20 protein-coding genes are annotated in these 15,672 nt (G+C 61.6%); 8 read left to right on the top strand and 12 right to left on the bottom strand.

What is annotated here, in order from left to right:
* Positions 1-38 precede the first annotated feature (38 nt).
* From NKH36_RS30960 to coxB, 8 genes are all read right to left on the bottom strand, one after another.
* Positions 39-836: an SURF1 family protein gene (locus tag NKH36_RS30960; RefSeq protein ID WP_352964973.1), complete on the bottom strand. Its 798-nt coding sequence runs from the start codon at positions 834-836 to the stop codon at positions 39-41.
* Positions 833-1,219: a DUF983 domain-containing protein gene (locus NKH36_RS30955; protein WP_352964971.1), complete on the bottom strand. Its 387-nt coding sequence runs from the start codon at positions 1,217-1,219 to the stop codon at positions 833-835. Before NKH36_RS30955 ends, NKH36_RS30960 begins: the two co-directional genes overlap by 4 nt.
* Positions 1,220-1,301: 82 nt before the next feature.
* Positions 1,302-2,183, bottom strand: coding sequence for a cytochrome c oxidase subunit 3 (locus NKH36_RS30950; protein ID WP_128284965.1), 882 nt, complete (start codon positions 2,181-2,183; stop codon positions 1,302-1,304).
* 1 nt (position 2,184) lies between these two features.
* Positions 2,185-2,826 carry a cytochrome c oxidase assembly protein gene (locus NKH36_RS30945; RefSeq protein WP_352964969.1) on the bottom strand — a complete coding sequence of 214 codons (642 nt, stop codon included), beginning with the start codon at positions 2,824-2,826 and terminating at the stop codon, positions 2,185-2,187.
* An 8-nt stretch (positions 2,827-2,834) separates the two neighbouring features.
* Positions 2,835-3,002, bottom strand: coding sequence for a cytochrome c oxidase system small membrane protein (locus NKH36_RS30940; RefSeq protein WP_023799323.1), 168 nt, complete (start codon positions 3,000-3,002; stop codon positions 2,835-2,837).
* Positions 2,999-3,940 (bottom strand): heme o synthase, encoded by a 942-nt coding sequence (locus NKH36_RS30935; RefSeq protein ID WP_352964967.1) that lies wholly within the window; start codon positions 3,938-3,940, stop codon positions 2,999-3,001. The genes NKH36_RS30940 and NKH36_RS30935 overlap by 4 nt, the downstream gene beginning before the upstream one ends.
* A 77-nt stretch (positions 3,941-4,017) precedes the next feature.
* Positions 4,018-5,667 carry a cytochrome c oxidase subunit I gene (ctaD, locus tag NKH36_RS30930; RefSeq protein WP_254018901.1) on the bottom strand — a complete coding sequence of 550 codons (1,650 nt, stop codon included), beginning with the start codon at positions 5,665-5,667 and terminating at the stop codon, positions 4,018-4,020.
* A 37-nt stretch (positions 5,668-5,704) separates the two neighbouring features.
* The gene (gene coxB / locus NKH36_RS30925; protein ID WP_352964965.1) at positions 5,705-6,589 is read right to left on the bottom strand and encodes a cytochrome c oxidase subunit II; all 885 of its coding nucleotides are present in this window, start codon (positions 6,587-6,589) and stop codon (positions 5,705-5,707) included.
* A gap of 365 nt (positions 6,590-6,954) precedes the next feature.
* Here coxB and NKH36_RS30920 point away from each other — a divergent pair, with 365 nt between their 5' ends.
* The 4 genes from NKH36_RS30920 to NKH36_RS30905 all read left to right on the top strand — a co-directional run bounded on the left by NKH36_RS30920 (position 6,955) and on the right by NKH36_RS30905 (position 10,012).
* On the top strand, positions 6,955-7,530 hold the full coding sequence (locus NKH36_RS30920) for an invasion associated locus B family protein (RefSeq protein WP_352964963.1): 576 nt from the start codon (positions 6,955-6,957) through the stop codon (positions 7,528-7,530).
* A gap of 139 nt (positions 7,531-7,669) precedes the next feature.
* Positions 7,670-9,082 carry a metalloprotease TldD gene (gene tldD, locus NKH36_RS30915; protein ID WP_352964961.1) on the top strand — a complete coding sequence of 471 codons (1,413 nt, stop codon included), beginning with the start codon at positions 7,670-7,672 and terminating at the stop codon, positions 9,080-9,082.
* Between the two features lie 278 nt (positions 9,083-9,360).
* Positions 9,361-9,636 (top strand): AbrB/MazE/SpoVT family DNA-binding domain-containing protein, encoded by a 276-nt coding sequence (locus NKH36_RS30910; protein WP_352964959.1) that lies wholly within the window; start codon positions 9,361-9,363, stop codon positions 9,634-9,636.
* Positions 9,623-10,012: a type II toxin-antitoxin system VapC family toxin gene (locus NKH36_RS30905; RefSeq protein WP_352964957.1), complete on the top strand. Its 390-nt coding sequence runs from the start codon at positions 9,623-9,625 to the stop codon at positions 10,010-10,012. Before NKH36_RS30910 ends, NKH36_RS30905 begins: the two co-directional genes overlap by 14 nt.
* A 27-nt stretch (positions 10,013-10,039) precedes the next feature.
* Here NKH36_RS30905 and NKH36_RS30900 read toward each other — a convergent pair whose 3' ends face one another.
* The 4 genes from NKH36_RS30900 to NKH36_RS30885 all read right to left on the bottom strand — a co-directional run bounded on the left by NKH36_RS30900 (position 10,040) and on the right by NKH36_RS30885 (position 13,037).
* Positions 10,040-10,546: an RES family NAD+ phosphorylase gene (locus NKH36_RS30900; RefSeq protein ID WP_352964955.1), complete on the bottom strand. Its 507-nt coding sequence runs from the start codon at positions 10,544-10,546 to the stop codon at positions 10,040-10,042.
* A complete protein-coding gene (locus tag NKH36_RS30895) occupies positions 10,539-10,907 on the bottom strand; it encodes an antitoxin Xre/MbcA/ParS toxin-binding domain-containing protein (protein ID WP_352964952.1) in 369 nt (122 codons plus the stop codon). Before NKH36_RS30895 ends, NKH36_RS30900 begins: the two co-directional genes overlap by 8 nt.
* Before the next feature lie 97 nt (positions 10,908-11,004).
* Entirely contained in the window at positions 11,005-12,246 is a 1,242-nt protein-coding gene (locus NKH36_RS30890) for a class I SAM-dependent RNA methyltransferase (protein ID WP_352964950.1), read from the bottom strand.
* Positions 12,243-13,037, bottom strand: a complete 795-nt coding sequence (locus NKH36_RS30885; protein ID WP_352964948.1) for a TlyA family RNA methyltransferase — start codon at positions 13,035-13,037, stop codon at positions 12,243-12,245. The genes NKH36_RS30890 and NKH36_RS30885 overlap by 4 nt, the downstream gene beginning before the upstream one ends.
* A 175-nt stretch (positions 13,038-13,212) precedes the next feature.
* Here NKH36_RS30885 and NKH36_RS30880 point away from each other — a divergent pair, with 175 nt between their 5' ends.
* The 4 genes from NKH36_RS30880 (at position 13,213) to NKH36_RS30865 (ending at position 15,608) form a co-directional block, all read left to right on the top strand.
* A complete protein-coding gene (locus tag NKH36_RS30880) occupies positions 13,213-13,614 on the top strand; it encodes a GFA family protein (protein WP_352964946.1) in 402 nt (133 codons plus the stop codon).
* A 204-nt stretch (positions 13,615-13,818) separates the two neighbouring features.
* Positions 13,819-14,388 (top strand): adenylate/guanylate cyclase domain-containing protein, encoded by a 570-nt coding sequence (locus NKH36_RS30875; RefSeq protein ID WP_352964944.1) that lies wholly within the window; start codon positions 13,819-13,821, stop codon positions 14,386-14,388.
* A gap of 150 nt (positions 14,389-14,538) precedes the next feature.
* A complete protein-coding gene (locus tag NKH36_RS30870) occupies positions 14,539-14,922 on the top strand; it encodes a hypothetical protein (protein WP_352964942.1) in 384 nt (127 codons plus the stop codon).
* 197 nt (positions 14,923-15,119) lie between these two features.
* A complete protein-coding gene (locus NKH36_RS30865) occupies positions 15,120-15,608 on the top strand; it encodes a tetratricopeptide repeat protein (RefSeq protein ID WP_352964999.1) in 489 nt (162 codons plus the stop codon).
* The last annotated feature ends 64 nt before the right edge of the window (positions 15,609-15,672 follow it).

Below are 15,672 nucleotides of genomic sequence, written 5' to 3'. Positions count from 1 at the left end.
CCGTATGGACGCACAAAGTACGCTCTAACACTTTTAATCTACGCCTCGTGCTTTCCGAAAATCGATTCCGATTTTCGGGCCGATGCGTCTTTCGGCGGGTGGCGAAGCATGAAGATGAGGACGCCGGCAAGGGCAGCGGCAAGGCCGTACCAGGTTACGGCGTATTGCAGATGGTTGTTCGGCAGGTCGATGACGGTCACGCCGCCGACCGGCAGCCCACCCGGGTTCGGCGTGGCGTCGGCGTCGATGAAGAATGGCACCAGCCCCGTGCCGGCCGGCAGACCAGCGCTGGCCGCCATGGCATCGCGATCCTTCCAGTAGAAGATGTTCTTTTGCGGATCATTGTCGGGAAGCATCATCGAGGGCTTTGCCGGCAGCGGATTGCGGGCGAGCCCCGTCACCGTTACCTGGCCCGCACCCTGGCTTTGCGGGCGCTTGGCCGCGTCCTTGAGATCGTACGGTACGAAGCCGCGATTGATCAGGACGAAGCGGCCGTCCTCCAGATGCAATGGTGTGAAGACATCGAAACCGGACTGGCCCTCCCAAGTCGCGAAGAAATGTCGCTCGCCTTGATGCAGGAATGTGCCTGATGCCGTCACCGGCGTGTAATCCACATCGCCGGTGGCGGCGAACCGCTTTTCGACCTCGGCCAACGGCACAGGTGCGGAATGCGTGCGCTGGCCGATGGTCTGGAGAAGACCCTCTTTCCAGTACAGGCGCTGGACCTGCCAGGTGCCGAGCGCCAGAAGGATGAAGAACAGCACGAGGCCGAGGCCAAGCAGCAATGCCGTCTTCGGCCGCGAACGGCCTTTGACTGAACCCGATGTCGTGCTCATTGGCCGAGGTCCAGCCTGCCCTCTGCCGCCTTGCTGCGGTATTGCAGCGTCAAGAGCACCCCCTTGATCAGCCTGAGCGCGCCCAGGCAAAGCACCAGCGCCGGCGGTATCCACAACACGAGATGCAGCCAGAGCGGCGGGTTCAGCGTCACCTCCATCCACAGCGCCAGCCCGACGAGGATGAAGCCGATGATCAGAATGACGAACACCGCCGGCCCGTCGCCGGCATCGGCGTAGGAATAGTCGAGGCCGCAATGGGCGCAACGTTTGCCGACGGTGAGAAAACCGAAAAACAGCCGTCCCTCGCCACAGCGCGGGCAGCGGCCGTGCAGGCCGGCCGAAATCGGATCGATCGGTGGCCAGATCGCCTTATCGTCGCTCATTGCGATACCTTAGTGCCCTTCACCCCAAAAGATAAGGCGGCCACGTCGCCGCAGCCGCCTCATCGATTTCCTGAAGAAGATTTCAGTGACCTTCGATCACCGCGCCGCTCGAGGCCCAGACATAGATCGACGCGAACAGGAACAGCCACACCACGTCGACGAAGTGCCAGTACCAGGCGGCCGCCTCGAAGCCGAAATGCTGCTTGGGCGTGAAATCGCCCTTCATCGCGCGGACCAGACAGACCAATAGGAAGATGGTGCCGATGATGACGTGGAAGCCATGGAAGCCGGTCGCCATGAAGAAGGTGGCGCCGTAGATCGAATCCCTGAAGCCGAACGGCGCGTGCATGTACTCGTAAGCTTGTACCATGGTGAACAGCATGCCGAGACCGACGGTCAGAACCAGGCCGTTGATCAGCCCCTTGCGGTCGCCATGAATGAGCGCGTGGTGCGCCCAGGTCACCGTAGTGCCCGACAGAAGCAGAATGACGGTGTTGTAGAGCGGCAGGTGGAAGGGGTCGAGGACCTCGAGGCCCTTCGGCGGCCAGACACCACCGGTGAAGGCGGCGCGGGCGTATTGCTGTGCCTCGCCGGGAAACAGGCTGGCGTCGAAGAAAGCCCAGAACCAGGCGACGAAGAACATCACCTCCGAAGCGATGAACATGATCATGCCGTAGCGCAGATGCAGCGACACGACACGCGTGTGGTGGCCTTCATGCGCTTCCTTGATGGTGTCCGACCACCAGGCGTACATGGTGTAGATGACGATCAAGAGGCCGATGTAGAACAGCCAGGGATTGGCGATGTTGAAGCCGAAGATCGGGAAATCGCCGCCCTTGAGATACTGCATGTAACAGACGCCGCCGATCGCGGTGACCAGTGCGCCGACTGAGCCTAGGAACGGCCACGGGCTCGGGTCGACGAGATGGTAGTCATGTTGTGGTTTTGCGTGCGCGTCTGCCATATCAACCCCCGAGGCTTCGTTCGGTATGTGAAACTTTGTTGCTTGTGCCTTCGGCCGGCGCCGACGACGCGACCGGTTTGTTCTTCTCGTTCTTCTCGACCGGGAACATCGTGTAGGACAGGGTAATCGTCTTCAGGTCCTTCAGTTCCGGCGCATTGACGATGTCGGGATCTACATAGAACACGACCGGCATGTCCAGCGTCTCGCCAGGCTTCAACGTTGTGTCGTTAAAGCAGAAGCACTCGACCTTGTTGAAATAAGATCCCGCCAGTTCCGGTTGCACGTTGAAGGTCGCGCGGGCGGTGGTTGCGCGGACGAACTTGTTGGTCGCGCTATAATGCGCCTGCGCCGTCTCGCCTATCTTGATGGTGACCGAGCGGGCGACAGGCTCGAACTGCCAGGGCACGCCGGCAGTGTTGGCATCGAAACGAATGGTGATATCGCGGTCGAGCACGCGGTCGGCATATTGCTGCGTTGCGCGTTTCACGGTGCCGCCGTAACCGGTCGCCTGGCAGAACATCGCGTAGAGCGGCACCGCCGCATAGGCCATGCCGATCATGCCGCCAAAAAAGGCGATGCAGACGCCGGCGACGATGCGGTTGGTGTTCTTCTTTTGAGGTTGGGTCACTGTTTGGCGGTTCATCTTAAGCCTCACATCGTTCCGGTGAGGTTGTGACCGAACTTCACGACGGTCGCGATATAGAAGATGACGACAAGCACCGCCAGCGCCAGGCCGATGGCTACCGAGCGGTTGCGCCGAGCCTTCTGCTGGCGCTCGGTCAGCGTGACGAGTTCAAGCTTCTTGTCGGCCATGGTCATGCTCCGCCCGCCAGCGCGCGCCCGACAACGCAGTCGGCAAGATAGATGGCGAAGATGGCGAAGAGGTAGAGCAGCGAGTAACCGAACAATGCCTTAGCCGGCTTCATCACATGGTCGTCGTCCGCCATCTGCAGCACCTTCCACGCATACCAGACGAAGCCGGCGCCAAGCAGCACCGCAGCGATGCCATAGGCTGGCGTGGTGAATCCGAGCGCCCATGGCAGCACGCCAACCGGCGCAAGGATCAGCGCGTAGGCAAAGATCTGGCGTCGGGTCGAAGCCTGGCCGGCGACATTCGGCATCATCGGAATGCCGGCCCTGGCATAGTCCTCGGACTTGAAGAGAGCGAGCGCCCAGAAATGCGGCGGCGTCCACAAAAAGATGATCAGGAACAGGACGACGCTTTCCAGGCTGACCGTTCCGGTCACTGCGGCCCAGCCGATCACCGGCGGAATGGCGCCGGCTGCACCGCCGATAACAATGTTCTGCGGCGTCCAGCGCTTCAGCCACATCGTGTAGACAACCGCATAGAAGAAGATGGTGAAGGCCAGCAGCGTCGCCGACAGCCAGTTGACCAGCACGCCTAGCGTCATCACCGACAGCACCGACAGCACCAGGCCGAAACTCAGCGCCTCGCCTGGCCGGATGCGGCCGGCCGGCACCGGACGACCGGCGGTCCTGGTCATCACTGCATCGATATCGGCGTCATACCACATGTTGAGCGCGCCGGACGCGCCAGCACCAATGGCGATAGCCAGGATAGCAATCACCGCCAGCAGCGGATTGATGGTCACAGGTGCCGCGACCAGGCCGACAAAAGCGGTGAACACCACCAGCGACATAACGCGCGGCTTCAACAGGGCGAAGAAATCGTCCGCCGTCGCTTCCGACATGCGAAAGCCCGGTTCGTCAGTCAATGTGTCGTCGACAAGGGCCATGCGTACTTAAAGTCCATCATTCCGTTGGCCAAAACCGCCGAGCGGACCGGCGGTTCCGTATTCGCCCAGGCAGAAGCCTATTTGATCTTCGGCAACTGTTCCCACTGGTGGAAGGGCGGCGGCGAAGGCAGCTGCCATTCGAGCGTCGTCGCACCCTCGCCCCATGGGTTGGCGCCGGCAACCCGCTTCTTCTGGAACGCCTCGAACACGCCGTAGAGGAAGATGACCACGCCGACGGCGGAAATATACGAGCCGTAGGACGACACCATGTTCCAGCCGGCAAACGCATCCGGATAGTCGATGTAGCGGCGCGGCATGCCGGAGAGGCCGAGGAAATGCTGCGGGAAGAAGACGAGATTGACGCCGACGAAGGTGACCCAGAAGTGGGTGTTGGCGATCACCGGCGAATACATGTAGCCGGTCATCTTCGGGAACCAGTAGTACCAGCCGGCGAAGATGGCAAAGACCGCGCCCAGCGACAGCACATAATGGAAATGCGCGACCACGTAGTAGGTGTCGTGCAGCGGGCGGTCGAGACCGGCATTGGCAAGCTGGACGCCGGTAACGCCGCCGACGGTGAATAGGAAGATGAAGCCGATCGCCCACAGCATCGGGGTCTTGAGCGAGATCGACCCGCCCCACATGGTGGCGATCCACGAGAATATCTTCACGCCCGTCGGCACCGCGATAACCATCGTGGCGAAGACGAAATAACGCTGCGTGTCGAGCGACAGGCCGGTCGTGTACATGTGGTGCGCCCAGACGATGAAGCCGACCGCACCGATCGCGACCATGGCATAGGCCATGCCGAGGTAGCCGAAGATGGGCTTCTTCGAGAAGGTCGAGACGATGTGGCTGACGATGCCGAAGCCCGGCAGGATCAGGATGTAGACTTCCGGGTGCCCGAAGAACCAGAACAGGTGCTGGAACAGGATCGGATCGCCGCCGCCGTCCGGCGCGAAGAAGGTGGTGCCGAAGTTGCGATCGGTCAAAAGCATGGTGATGCCACCGGCCAGAACCGGAAGCGACAACAGCAGCAGGAAAGCGGTGATCAGCACGGACCAGGCGAACAGCGGCATCTTGTGCAGCGTCATGCCGGGTGCGCGCATGTTGAAGATGGTGGTGATGAAATTGATGGCGCCGAGGATCGATGAGGCGCCGGCGATGTGCAGCGACAGGATTGCAAGGTCCATCGCCGGTCCCGGCTGGCCCGATGTCGATAGCGGCGGATAGATCGTCCAGCCGCCGCCGACGCCGTAGGCGCCAGGCGCGCTCGGCACGAAGGCCGAAATGATCAGCAGGATGAAAGCCGGTGGCAGCAACCAGAACGAAACGTTGTTCATGCGCGGGAAAGCCATGTCGGGCGCGCCGATCATGATCGGCACCATCCAGTTGGCGAAGCCGCCGATCAGCGCCGGCATGACCATGAAGAAGATCATGATCAGCGCATGCGCGGTGGTAAAGGCGTTGTACATGCTCTTGCCGCCGTCGAGCGCGGCGTCGGCATTCAAGCCGTAGACCATCTGCGCCAGGCCGGTGAAAATCTGGATCCCCGGCTCCTGCAGTTCCATGCGCATGACGACTGAAAGGGCACCGCCGACGCAGCCCGCCATGATCGCGAAGATCAGATAGAGCGTACCGATGTCCTTGTGGTTGGTCGAATACACCCACCGGACCCAGCCATGATACGGCTTGTGGTCGTGGTCGTGAGCTGCAGCGTCTGCCATGTTCGGCTCCGTTCCCTGATCTTTTCTGGTCGCGGCATCAGTTGCCGGCGGCCGCTACCTTGTCTTTGCCGTCGACCTCGGCCATCAGCGCCTTGTTGGCGCCGGGAAGGTCGGTGCCGGCTGCCGCCAGCCAGGTCTTGTACTGGGCGTCGGAGACGACGCGGATTGCGATCGGCATGAAGGCGTGGTCCTTGCCGCAGAGCTCCGAACACTGGCCGTAATAGAGGCCTTCCTTTTCCGCCTTGAACCAGACCTCGTTGATACGGCCCGGAACCGCGTCGGTCTTGATGCCGAAGGACGGCATGGCAAAGGCGTGGATCACGTCCGCCGCCGTCACCAGCACTCGGGTCATGGTGTTGACCGGCACCACCATCTCGTTGTCGACGGCGAGCAGGCGCGGATAAACGCCGCGATCCTCCTTACCGGCCGCCGCGCGGTCAGAATCCGCCAGGATCGCGGAGTTGAAGGAAAGCGTGTTTTCGGTCTGGTATTCGTAGTCCCAGTTCCACTGGTTTCCCGTCGCTTTAACGGTCAACTTGGCTTCCTCCGGCGGTGTGTATTGCGCGGTCAAAAGCTGGAACGAGGGGATGGCGAGCATAAGCAGGACGACGACCGGCCCAACCGTCCAGATCACCTCGATCAGCGTGTTGTGGCTGGTGCGCGACGGGATCGGGTTGATGCTCGCGCGGAACTTCAAGATGCAATAGGCGATAAGGGCGAGCACGAAGAGCGTGATCGGTACGATGAACCACAGCGTATAGTGCTCGAACCAGGCGATCTGCCGCATCATGTCGGTGGCGGCGGGCTGGAAGGTCACCTCCCACGGCGAAGGCTGGGCCGCGTGGGCGGATGCACCAGTGAACAGTGTGGCGGCAGCCCAAGCGCTTGTCAGAAATTTGGCGCCTGCTAGGAATTTTCTCATTGCCGTCATTATCTCCCAGTTCCTCGCGATCGGACCGCAAGAATATCGAACGACGCCGGGACGGGAATCCCGGACAGTCCCGAGGCTGGTTCAAACCATACTCTATTTGCCTCTGCAAGAAAGGAGCGGAGGAAACCGTGCGGCATTTTTGCGCGCAAGCGCGGCTGCGCATTTCGGCGGCGGCCGCGGCGGTGGCGGATCGCGGAAGCCCGAGCGGCGGAGTGTCCTGGCAAAATGCGCCGGCCGGTCGCAATTCGGGCGAATTTGGCACGGAAAAGCGCACAATTGCCTTGGTCGAGGCAGGCCGGCAGTGGTCTCATCCCTTGGCGCGGCTTAAAGTGCCGTGATTCGCAATGGAGCCCGTCATGAACTCTTGGCTTTGGAGACTTGGGCTTTCGAGACTCGCGCTTTCGAGAAGCTTGGCGAAGGTCATCCTTGTCGCTGCCGTGTCTGGCGTTGCCCTCTCTGGCGTTGGCTTGTTTGGCATCGGCCAGGCCAATGCCGCACAGCCAAGCGGCAAGGTGCGGTCGACGCATGGCGCGTGGTCGATCATCTGCGACACTCCGGCCGGCGCCAAATCAGAACAATGCGTGATGATGCAGAACGTCGTCGCCGAGGACCGTCCCGAGATGGGGCTTTCCGTCGTCGTGCTGCGCACCGCCGATAACAAGGCCGAAATCCTGCGCGTGCTGGCGCCGCTCGGCGTGCTGCTGCCCAACGGGCTCGGCCTCAATGTCGACGGCAAGGATATCGGCCGCGCCTATTTCGTGCGCTGCTTCCAGGACGGCTGCTATGCCGAGGTCATTCTCGAAAAGCCGCTGCTCGACACGCTGAAGACCGGAACGTCAGCCACCTTCATCGTCTTCCAGACGCCGGAGGAAGGCATCGGCATTCCAGTCGAGCTCAAGGGTTTCGCCGACGGTTTCGCCGCCCTGCCTTGATCCGGTCAGAATCTAAAATCCTACCAACGAAAAGAGATTGTGACCGGCCTTTAGCGATGACAATGGTCATTGCCGATTGTCTGGGCGCACCTTCGCGCCTACATCGTGAGGACAATCTCTTTCCACGGACGGACCTGCCATGAACAGCCTCATCGGCCAATTCGACATTTCCGACGATCGCATCAAACAGATCGTCGCCGAGACCATCAACGGCGCCGACGACGGCGAGCTGTTCCTCGAATACAGCGAGAGCGAAGCGCTGATGTTCGACAATGGCCGGCTGAAGACCGCCAATTTCAACACTGACCAAGGCTTTGGCCTGCGCGCGGTCGCTGGCGAAGCGAGTGGCTACGCGCATTCCAGCGACCTTTCGGAAGCATCGCTGCTGCGCGCGGCCGACGCCGTATCAACGGTCAAGAGCGGCTACTCCGGCACGCTTGCTGCGGCTCCCGCCCGCACCAACCGCCATCTCTACGGCGACGAGAACCCGATCCCCTCGCCCTCCTTCGAGGCCAAGGCCAAACTCCTTCAGGAAATCGATGCGTGGCTGCGAGCCGAGGATCCGCGGGTGCGACAGGTGACGGCATCGCTCGCCGCCTCCTGGCAGCATGTCGAGATCGTGCGGGCCGACGGCCAGATGGTGCGCGACATTCGCCCGCTGGTCAGGATCAACGTGTCGGTGGTGGTCGGCAATGGCGACCGCCAGGAGAGCGGCTCCTACGGCATGGGCGGACGCAAAGGCTTTGGCGAATTCCTGGTCGAGGAGAGCTGGAAGCACGCCGCTAAGGAAGCGCTGCGGCAAGCGCTGGTCAATCTCGAGGCCATCCCGGCGCCGGCCGGCACCTTCGACATCGTGCTGTCCAGCGGCTGGCCGGGCGTGATGCTGCACGAGGCCGTCGGCCACGGGCTGGAAGGCGACTTCAACCGCAAGAAAACATCGGCCTTCGCCGGGCTGATGGGCCAGCAGGTGGCAGCGAAAGGTGTCACCGTCGTCGACGACGGCACCATCGCCGAACGGCGCGGCTCGCTGACCGTCGATGACGAAGGCACGCCGTCGGCGCGCAACGTGCTGATCGACGACGGCAAGCTTGTCGGCTACATGCAGGACCGCCAGAACGCCCGGCTGATGGGCATGAACGCCACCGGCAACGGAAGGCGCGAAGGCTACGCCCACCAGCCGATGCCGCGCATGACCAACACCTACATGACGTCAGGCGACATGGAGCCGGACGAAATCATCGCCTCGGTCAAGAACGGCATCTATGCCGTCTCCTTCGGCGGCGGCCAGGTCGACATCACCTCGGGCAAATTCGTGTTCGGCTGCACGGAGGCCTACATGATCGAGAACGGCAAGGTGACGCAGCCGATCAAGGGCGCCATGCTGATCGGCAATGGGCCCGATGCCATGCATCGAGTTTCGATGATCGGCAACGACATGAAGCTCGACTCTGGCATCGGCATGTGCGGCAAGGCCGGCCAGGGCGTGCCAGTCGGCGTCGGCCAGCCGCATCTCAGGATGAACCAGATGACGGTCGGCGGCACAAGGGTCTGAGATCGGCGCGCCAGCTATTGGGGTCGCGAAAAACCGGCCCTCTCCGCCGCTGCCGCCCACCTCGGCAAGTGACTGTAGGGGTAGCGGCAACCGCCAGAGTCACCTTTCCAGGTGCTGTGATTGATAGACGTCCACAAGTGGCACCGAAGTCATGCCCGTCTTCGTGGGACGCACTCCTGCAGATGCCGGCTAAACATCACAGTCTCGGCTTCAGAGCCTTGAAGTCGGCGCGATCTCCAGCTATCTTACGATCGTCTTACACTAGAGGATAAGCCGTTATGGCTGCTTCAGAAAAGCTCACAACCACTGTTTCGACGAAGGGGCAGGTCATCCTGCCCAGCGCGATCCGGAAACGAAGGGAATGGGGCGCCGGCACACGCCTTCTAGTCGAAGATATTCCGGAGGGCGTGCTACTGAAGCCTGCGCCGGTCTTCGCCGAGACGCGGCCAGAAGACGTGTTTGGATCCTTGCCCCATAAAGGTAGGGCGAAGACATTGGAAGAAATGGACGCGGGTGTGCTCGCCGAAGCGCGGCGACGGCATGCTCGCGATTGATACCAACCTCATCGTCCGTTACCTGACGGGCGATCATCCCAAGCAGTCTCCCCGCGCCCGGGCGCTGATCGACGGCCAACCGGTCTTTGTCGGCGTCACGGTGATCTTGGAGATCGAGTGGGTGTTGCGCAGCGCCTATGGTTTTGCGCCGCTCGAAATCGCCCGCACGCTACGGGCATTTAGTGGGCTCCCCACGGTGGAGGTGGAAGACGGAGCGGTCGTGTCGTCCGCGCTCGACCTCTCGGAAAAGGGATTCGATTTCGCTGATGCTCTGCATCTGGGCAAGTCCGCTCACTGCGCCGGCTTCGTGACTTTTGACCGAAAGTTCGTCAAGGCCGCAAAGGCGGCCGGATATGAGGGCGTGCAAGAAGCATAGCCGTCTCCCGGTCAGGTTCGAACTGCCCTACAGCCACGAAGCTGGGGTTTTCGGCAAGCGATGGTCGGGATCGATGACCTTCAGACGGGGTGCGTTGCTCTCGTTCCACTGCCACAGCGCGACGCATGTGCCGCCCGGCGACATGAAGGAGGGGTAGATCACGCCATGCTGCCCATCGGCAAGCAGGCGATCTCTCAGCGTGTGCGTCTCAGGGACCGAGCCTTGATCCATGATGTCGCGCCATTCACATCGGTGAATGTCTGCCGTCACGCCGAGCTTGGTCAGCACGTCAGCGTCCGTCAGATCGGCCAGCCGCGCGCCTGAAAGTTCGAGCTGCGCAATCAGCGCCGGATGCTGGACAAAGCCCTGATTGTACTCCGCCCAAGCCGTGGACAATTCCCGCGCGGCATAGATCGTCGGCGTGCCTACCGGATTCCAACGACCGCCAAAGCGGGCCGCTCCTTCGCCGGAAAGCGGCAGATGCGCCCAACGGGGTACGAAGGCACGCCATAGGCTGAGCCTCGTTTCAGGCATAGATGCCGGAGCGGACTGCCTCCAGATAGGCAAGCACCTTGTCCGTTTTGCCCTCTCGAACGAGATCGTAGGCGGTCTTTCCCGCCCAGCCGGGGATTGGCTGATGCTTGAACCAGATCGCCGCACGCTGTTCATCGCCGGCCATCTCGCCTGCCATCGCCAGGATACGGACAATCGGACTCAATGCGGCGTCGACCTTGCGCGCGCCGGTCTTGGCGGCAAGCGTGTTGCGCGCGACGCCGATCAGGCCCGCCAGTTCGGTCAGATTGACGCCGAGCAGTTCGGCGACCCGCCTTGCCGAGAGAAACGGCGTGCGCTCCTCGCCGAAGCGCGACGCTGGAATGTCGAGGGCTACTGCCATGGCGATTTCCTACCTCGTTTTGACAACACCTCATCAAAATATGCTCAATCGAGGCGCAATTCAAGCTCAACGGATGCCAACCTGCATTCCTGCCAGCCTATCGCCTTCGCTTCGGCTTCTCCAATAGCGCGACAGCCTCGATGTGCTGCGACCACAGGAACTGGTCGATCGGCGTCACGCTTTTCAGAGCATAGCCACCATCCATGAGGATGCGCAGGTCGCGCGCCAGCGTCACCGGATTGCAGGAAACCGCAGCGACAAACGGCACGTCGGAGCGAGCGATCTGCTTCGACTGGTCCTCGGCGCCAGCGCGGGGCGGATCGAAAACGACGCCATCGAAGGCATTCAGCTCCTTGAAAGTGAGCGGCCGCCGGAACAGGTCGCGGCGCTCGCTAGTCACCCGCTTGAGACCGCTGGCGAAACGGAACGCCCGGTCAAGCGCCGAAAGCGCTGCCGCGTCGCCCTCCACCGCATGAATTTCCGACTTCGCTGCGAGACGTAGCGCAAAGCTGCCGCAGCCGGCGAAGAGATCGGCGACCTTTTTGGCGCGCGCGAGGTGCCGGCCGACGATGTCCGCCATCGTCTGCTCGGCGGCCTCGGTGGCCTGCAGGAAGGCGCCCGGCGGCACCGCGACAGCGACGCCACCGAACGTGACAACCGGCTTTTTGGGCTCAATGATGATCTCGCCATCGATCGAAAGCCTTGCCAGCCCCTGAGCGATGACGAAATTGGAGGCGACACGGCGCTGGTTTTCGCCAAGCTTGCCGGATTCGTGAACCGCGACATCAAGGCCGGAACCGGTCGCCGTGACCGTCATGCGGAACGATTTCGTCGTAGCGCAAACCAGTTCGGCAAGTGCTCTCAGCCGGTCGAGCTTTGCAACGATCTCGGGCAGCGAGATCGGGCATTCTTCGATGGAAATGATTTCGGACGACAGCGCCCGAACGAAGCCGAGCAGCATGCCGGCCTCGCTGCGCCGGGCGGTGTACACGACGCGCCGGCGCGTCTGCGGCGCGCACGGAACCAGCGCGTCAATTTCGCAAGTGATACCCTTGCTATTGAGCGCATGCGCAACCTTGTCGCGCTTCCACCGATGATAGGCCTCGGCTTCAAGATGCTGGATGGCGCAGCCGCCGCATTCGGTGAAATGCCGACAGGCAGGGTCGATGCGAAGCGGCGAAGCCTCCAACACCGATATCAGCGTGGCGCGATCCCTTTCACGCGCGGCGGCGACGGTTTCACCGGGCAGCGTGAACGGAATGAAAAGCTCGCCGGTTTCGGTCTCGGCGACGCCGTCGCCCTGGGAGCCCAGCCTGGTGATCGTGAAGCGCGCGTTCATCGGCTTCCAATCCCGCCCTTCTTCACTCCGGCATCCTTGATCCCGGCGAGCAGGAACTCGCGGTTGCCATCGCCACCTTCGATCGGCGACAGATGCAGTCCCAGCGAGCGCCAGCCGGGGACGCCGTCGAGCCAATCCTGCAGCAGGCCGGCAACCCGCGCGGCATCGTATGGATCTTTCAGCAAGCCGCCCTTGCCGATCGCCTCGCGGCCCGCCTCGAATTGCGGCTTGACCAGAAATATTGCTCTGGCGCCGCTCCTGGCAATGGCGAGCGCCGGCGGCAGCGCCAGTTTCAACGAGATGAAGCTGACATCGGAGACGATAAAATCCGGAATGCGGTCGGCGAGATCGGCGGCCGAAAGATCACGGGCGTTCAATCCCTCGATCACCGTCACACGCGGATCGCCAGCGATATCCGGATGTATCTGGCCATGCCCGACATCGATCGCCGTGACATGGGCTGCGCCGCGTTCGAGCAGCACTTGAGTGAAGCCTCCGGTCGAGGCGCCGACGTCGAGCGCTTCGCTGCCGGCTGGATCGAGACCGAAATGATCGAGCCCGGCGATCAGCTTCAGCGCAGCACGCGACACGTAACCCTGCGCCGGATCATCAACGGCTATGAGGCAATCAGCCAGGACGGTCTGGCCGGGTTTGCGGGCGATGACGCCATCGACCGTCACGGTACCGCGCTCGATCGCGTCGCGGGCGCGAGAGCGGCTGGGGAACAGGCCGCGCGCGACGAGAAGTTCGTCGAGCCGCTGGCGTGTGCTGGCTGGCAAAGGGGAGTTCATCGGCCTTCATGGCGAAAGCCTGTCACGAAGGCAAGGATATTGGGGAAGACAACGAACATCTTGCGAAAGCGGCGAGCGCATCAGGCTGCGCCACAACTTGTTGAATATCGCACCACGTCCGGCACACTGTTGGGAACGATATGCCGATTTGCTGCCAGAACGTGAAGGAGGACGAATGCTGACCGGAACCTCCCATTGTGGCGCGGCCCACTGGACGTTGGAGGGCGATCGCGGCTCGATCACAGCCTGCAATTGCACGCTTTGCCGCCGCTATGGCGCGCTTTGGGCTTACGATTATGTTGACGAACGCATCCGCATTGCGGGACCGACAATTTCTTATACGCGTGCCGGAAAGGATGCTCCGTCGCTCGAGATTCTGTTCTGTCCGACATGCGCCAGCGTTCTGGCCTGGCGTGGCTTGCGATCAAGTGCCGCCGGTCGCACTCGGATCGCCGTCAATGGGAGGCTTGCGCCGCCAGACACCGTCGCCGACCTTCTAATCGACCATTTCGATGGTCTCCATAAGTTCGAGGACCTGCCGCGCGATGGTCGCCGCGTGCGCGATATGTGGTTCTAGTGGAAAATCTGACACTCAGCGCCGGTGCGGAAGCGCGGAAGATGATTCCTTGGCGAAGGTCGTTCGCGACCGGCCGAATTCACGCCCATGACCCATCGGTGACCTTCATCAGCCCATTTCGCTGCCGATGGCCGACGCTCACCCCAACCAGCGTTCCTGACCCAAAGCCGACCAGAGCAGCACTAGGCTCCGAAGCGATACTCTATGATCATGGAAGCAGTTGCCCAGCGCCGGAAAACCTCCATGGAGCGCAGGCTTGCGGCGATATTTGCCGCTGACATCGTTGGCTACAGCCGCCTTATGGAAGCCGATGAGGCGGATACCCTCGCGCGCCTGAAGAGCACCCGCGAGAACCTGATCGATCCGAAGATCACCGCTCATAAGGGGCGCATCGTGAAGCTCATGGGCGACGGCGCGCTGATAGAATTCTCCAGCGTGGTCGACGCGGTCGGTTGCGCCGTCGAAATCCAGCGGACTATGGCGGAGTGCAACGCCGAACTGCCGAAGGAAAGACAGCTCGAATTCCGCATTGGCGTAAACCTTGGCGATGTGATTGTCGAAGGGCAGGACATCTATGGCGACGGCGTGAATGTCGCGGCGAGACTGGAAGGACTGGCCGAACCCGGGGGCGTCCTGATTTCTGGAACGGCATTCGATCAGGTCGAGAGAAAGCTGGATTTTGAGTTCGAGTTTTTGGGTGAACAACAACTCAAGAACATCGAAAAACCTGTTCGCCTGTATCGGGTGAGCCCGCGGACACGCGCCGCGTCCTGAGCAGTTCCAGCAAAACGCAAACATCATATCGAATGGCGCCGGCTGACAGTCGCGGCGACGGCGCTGATCCTGATCGCCGGAGGTGTAGCGCTTTGGAACGTGCTCGGCGACGGTTCAGGTCCGCCGGTCGAGGTGGCCTCCAGGGAAAGAATGGCGCTCCCGCTACCTGACAAGCCATCGATCGCTGTATTGCCATTCACCAACATCTCGAGCGACGCCGGCCAGGAGTACTTCGCCGACGGCATGACCGATGACTTGATCACCGACCTTTCCAAGGTTTCCGGCCTCTTCGTGATCGCGCGAAACTCGACATTCATTTACCGCGGCAAGCCGGTAAAAATCAGCCAGGTCGCCGAAGAACTTGGCGTGCGTTACGTTCTCGAGGGAAGCGTACGGCGAGCCGGCGAGCAGGTGCGAGTCAACGCCCAGCTCATTGATGCCCTCACCGGCGGGCATGTGTGGGCGGACAGGTTCGATGGAAACGTCGCCGATATTTTTGCGGTCCAGGGGTCGCAAAGATCGTCGAAGCGTTGAAGGTCAATCTCACCATCACCGAAAAAACGGAAATTGCCCGCGCCAAGCCGGACAATATCGAAGCCAAGGAAGCTTTCGAAGAGGGTTGGAGCCTTTATCTCCGTTACAACGCCAAGGACACAGCTGCCGCCATCACTTCCTTGAAAAAAGCAACCGAACTTGATCCCGAATATGGGCGCGCTTATGCCGCTCTGGCGATGGCCTACTTCCGCGTCGTTGACTCGCTCTGGGGTAAAGAACTCGGTAGGGACGAACCATATTTCTGGTGGGGAGCTCACGATTACGCAGAGCTGGCCAAGAAATATCCAACGTCACTGTCTTACACGGTCGAGGCATTGCGCGACGTTTATCAAGGCCTGGCCGAAGATGCACGCAGGAATGCGGGTCGAGCGATTGCATTGGATCCCAACGACCCCGAGGCACACATCGGAATGGCTTGGGCGCTGACGATCTCAGGCGAACCCGCCGAAGCGCTGAATTTCGTCGCGACCGCCATGCGGCTCAATCCGAACTATCCAAGCCACTACGTTCTCGCTCGTGGAATGGCGCTTTTTGCAATGGGCGATCTGAAACAAGCGGCTGAGGTGTTCGGAGAAGGCGTCAGGCGAAACCCAGACGCAACTGCGCTCTTTCTACCTCTCAGTTCCGTGCTGGCGCAGCTCGGTCGCGCGGCGCCCATCCTCTGAGCGGCGCCATATTGGTCTTGGTCCAGGTCTCGTCAATGAACACCAGGCGGGAAGGATCGATGCG

This window comes from Mesorhizobium sp. M1312, from assembly GCF_040318115.1.
Taxonomy (GTDB): domain Bacteria; phylum Pseudomonadota; class Alphaproteobacteria; order Rhizobiales; family Rhizobiaceae; genus Mesorhizobium.
Note: the sequence above shows the minus strand (reverse complement) of the source record. Positions and strands in the feature narration are given on the sequence as shown.

Excerpts from the sequence above, each read along its gene's own strand:
- NKH36_RS30960 (WP_352964973.1), bottom strand. The coding sequence starts at position 836 with ATGAGCACGACATCGGGTTCAGTCAAAGGCCGTTCGCGGCCGAAGACG.
- NKH36_RS30955 (WP_352964971.1), bottom strand. The coding sequence starts at position 1,219 with ATGAGCGACGATAAGGCGATCTGGCCACCGATCGATCCGATTTCGGCC.
- NKH36_RS30950 (WP_128284965.1), bottom strand. The coding sequence starts at position 2,183 with ATGGCAGACGCGCACGCAAAACCACAACATGACTACCATCTCGTCGAC.
- NKH36_RS30945 (WP_352964969.1), bottom strand. The coding sequence starts at position 2,826 with ATGAACCGCCAAACAGTGACCCAACCTCAAAAGAAGAACACCAACCGC.
- NKH36_RS30940 (WP_023799323.1), bottom strand. The coding sequence starts at position 3,002 with ATGACCATGGCCGACAAGAAGCTTGAACTCGTCACGCTGACCGAGCGC.
- NKH36_RS30935 (WP_352964967.1), bottom strand. The coding sequence starts at position 3,940 with ATGGCCCTTGTCGACGACACATTGACTGACGAACCGGGCTTTCGCATG.
- ctaD (WP_254018901.1), bottom strand. The coding sequence starts at position 5,667 with ATGGCAGACGCTGCAGCTCACGACCACGACCACAAGCCGTATCATGGC.
- coxB (WP_352964965.1), bottom strand. The coding sequence starts at position 6,589 with ATGAGAAAATTCCTAGCAGGCGCCAAATTTCTGACAAGCGCTTGGGCT.
- NKH36_RS30920 (WP_352964963.1), top strand. The coding sequence starts at position 6,955 with ATGAACTCTTGGCTTTGGAGACTTGGGCTTTCGAGACTCGCGCTTTCG.
- tldD (WP_352964961.1), top strand. The coding sequence starts at position 7,670 with ATGAACAGCCTCATCGGCCAATTCGACATTTCCGACGATCGCATCAAA.
- NKH36_RS30910 (WP_352964959.1), top strand. The coding sequence starts at position 9,361 with ATGGCTGCTTCAGAAAAGCTCACAACCACTGTTTCGACGAAGGGGCAG.
- NKH36_RS30905 (WP_352964957.1), top strand. The coding sequence starts at position 9,623 with ATGCTCGCGATTGATACCAACCTCATCGTCCGTTACCTGACGGGCGAT.
- NKH36_RS30900 (WP_352964955.1), bottom strand. The coding sequence starts at position 10,546 with ATGCCTGAAACGAGGCTCAGCCTATGGCGTGCCTTCGTACCCCGTTGG.
- NKH36_RS30895 (WP_352964952.1), bottom strand. The coding sequence starts at position 10,907 with ATGGCAGTAGCCCTCGACATTCCAGCGTCGCGCTTCGGCGAGGAGCGC.
- NKH36_RS30890 (WP_352964950.1), bottom strand. The coding sequence starts at position 12,246 with ATGAACGCGCGCTTCACGATCACCAGGCTGGGCTCCCAGGGCGACGGC.
- NKH36_RS30885 (WP_352964948.1), bottom strand. The coding sequence starts at position 13,037 with ATGAACTCCCCTTTGCCAGCCAGCACACGCCAGCGGCTCGACGAACTT.
- NKH36_RS30880 (WP_352964946.1), top strand. The coding sequence starts at position 13,213 with ATGCTGACCGGAACCTCCCATTGTGGCGCGGCCCACTGGACGTTGGAG.
- NKH36_RS30875 (WP_352964944.1), top strand. The coding sequence starts at position 13,819 with ATGATCATGGAAGCAGTTGCCCAGCGCCGGAAAACCTCCATGGAGCGC.
- NKH36_RS30870 (WP_352964942.1), top strand. The coding sequence starts at position 14,539 with ATGGCGCTCCCGCTACCTGACAAGCCATCGATCGCTGTATTGCCATTC.
- NKH36_RS30865 (WP_352964999.1), top strand. The coding sequence starts at position 15,120 with ATGGCCTACTTCCGCGTCGTTGACTCGCTCTGGGGTAAAGAACTCGGT.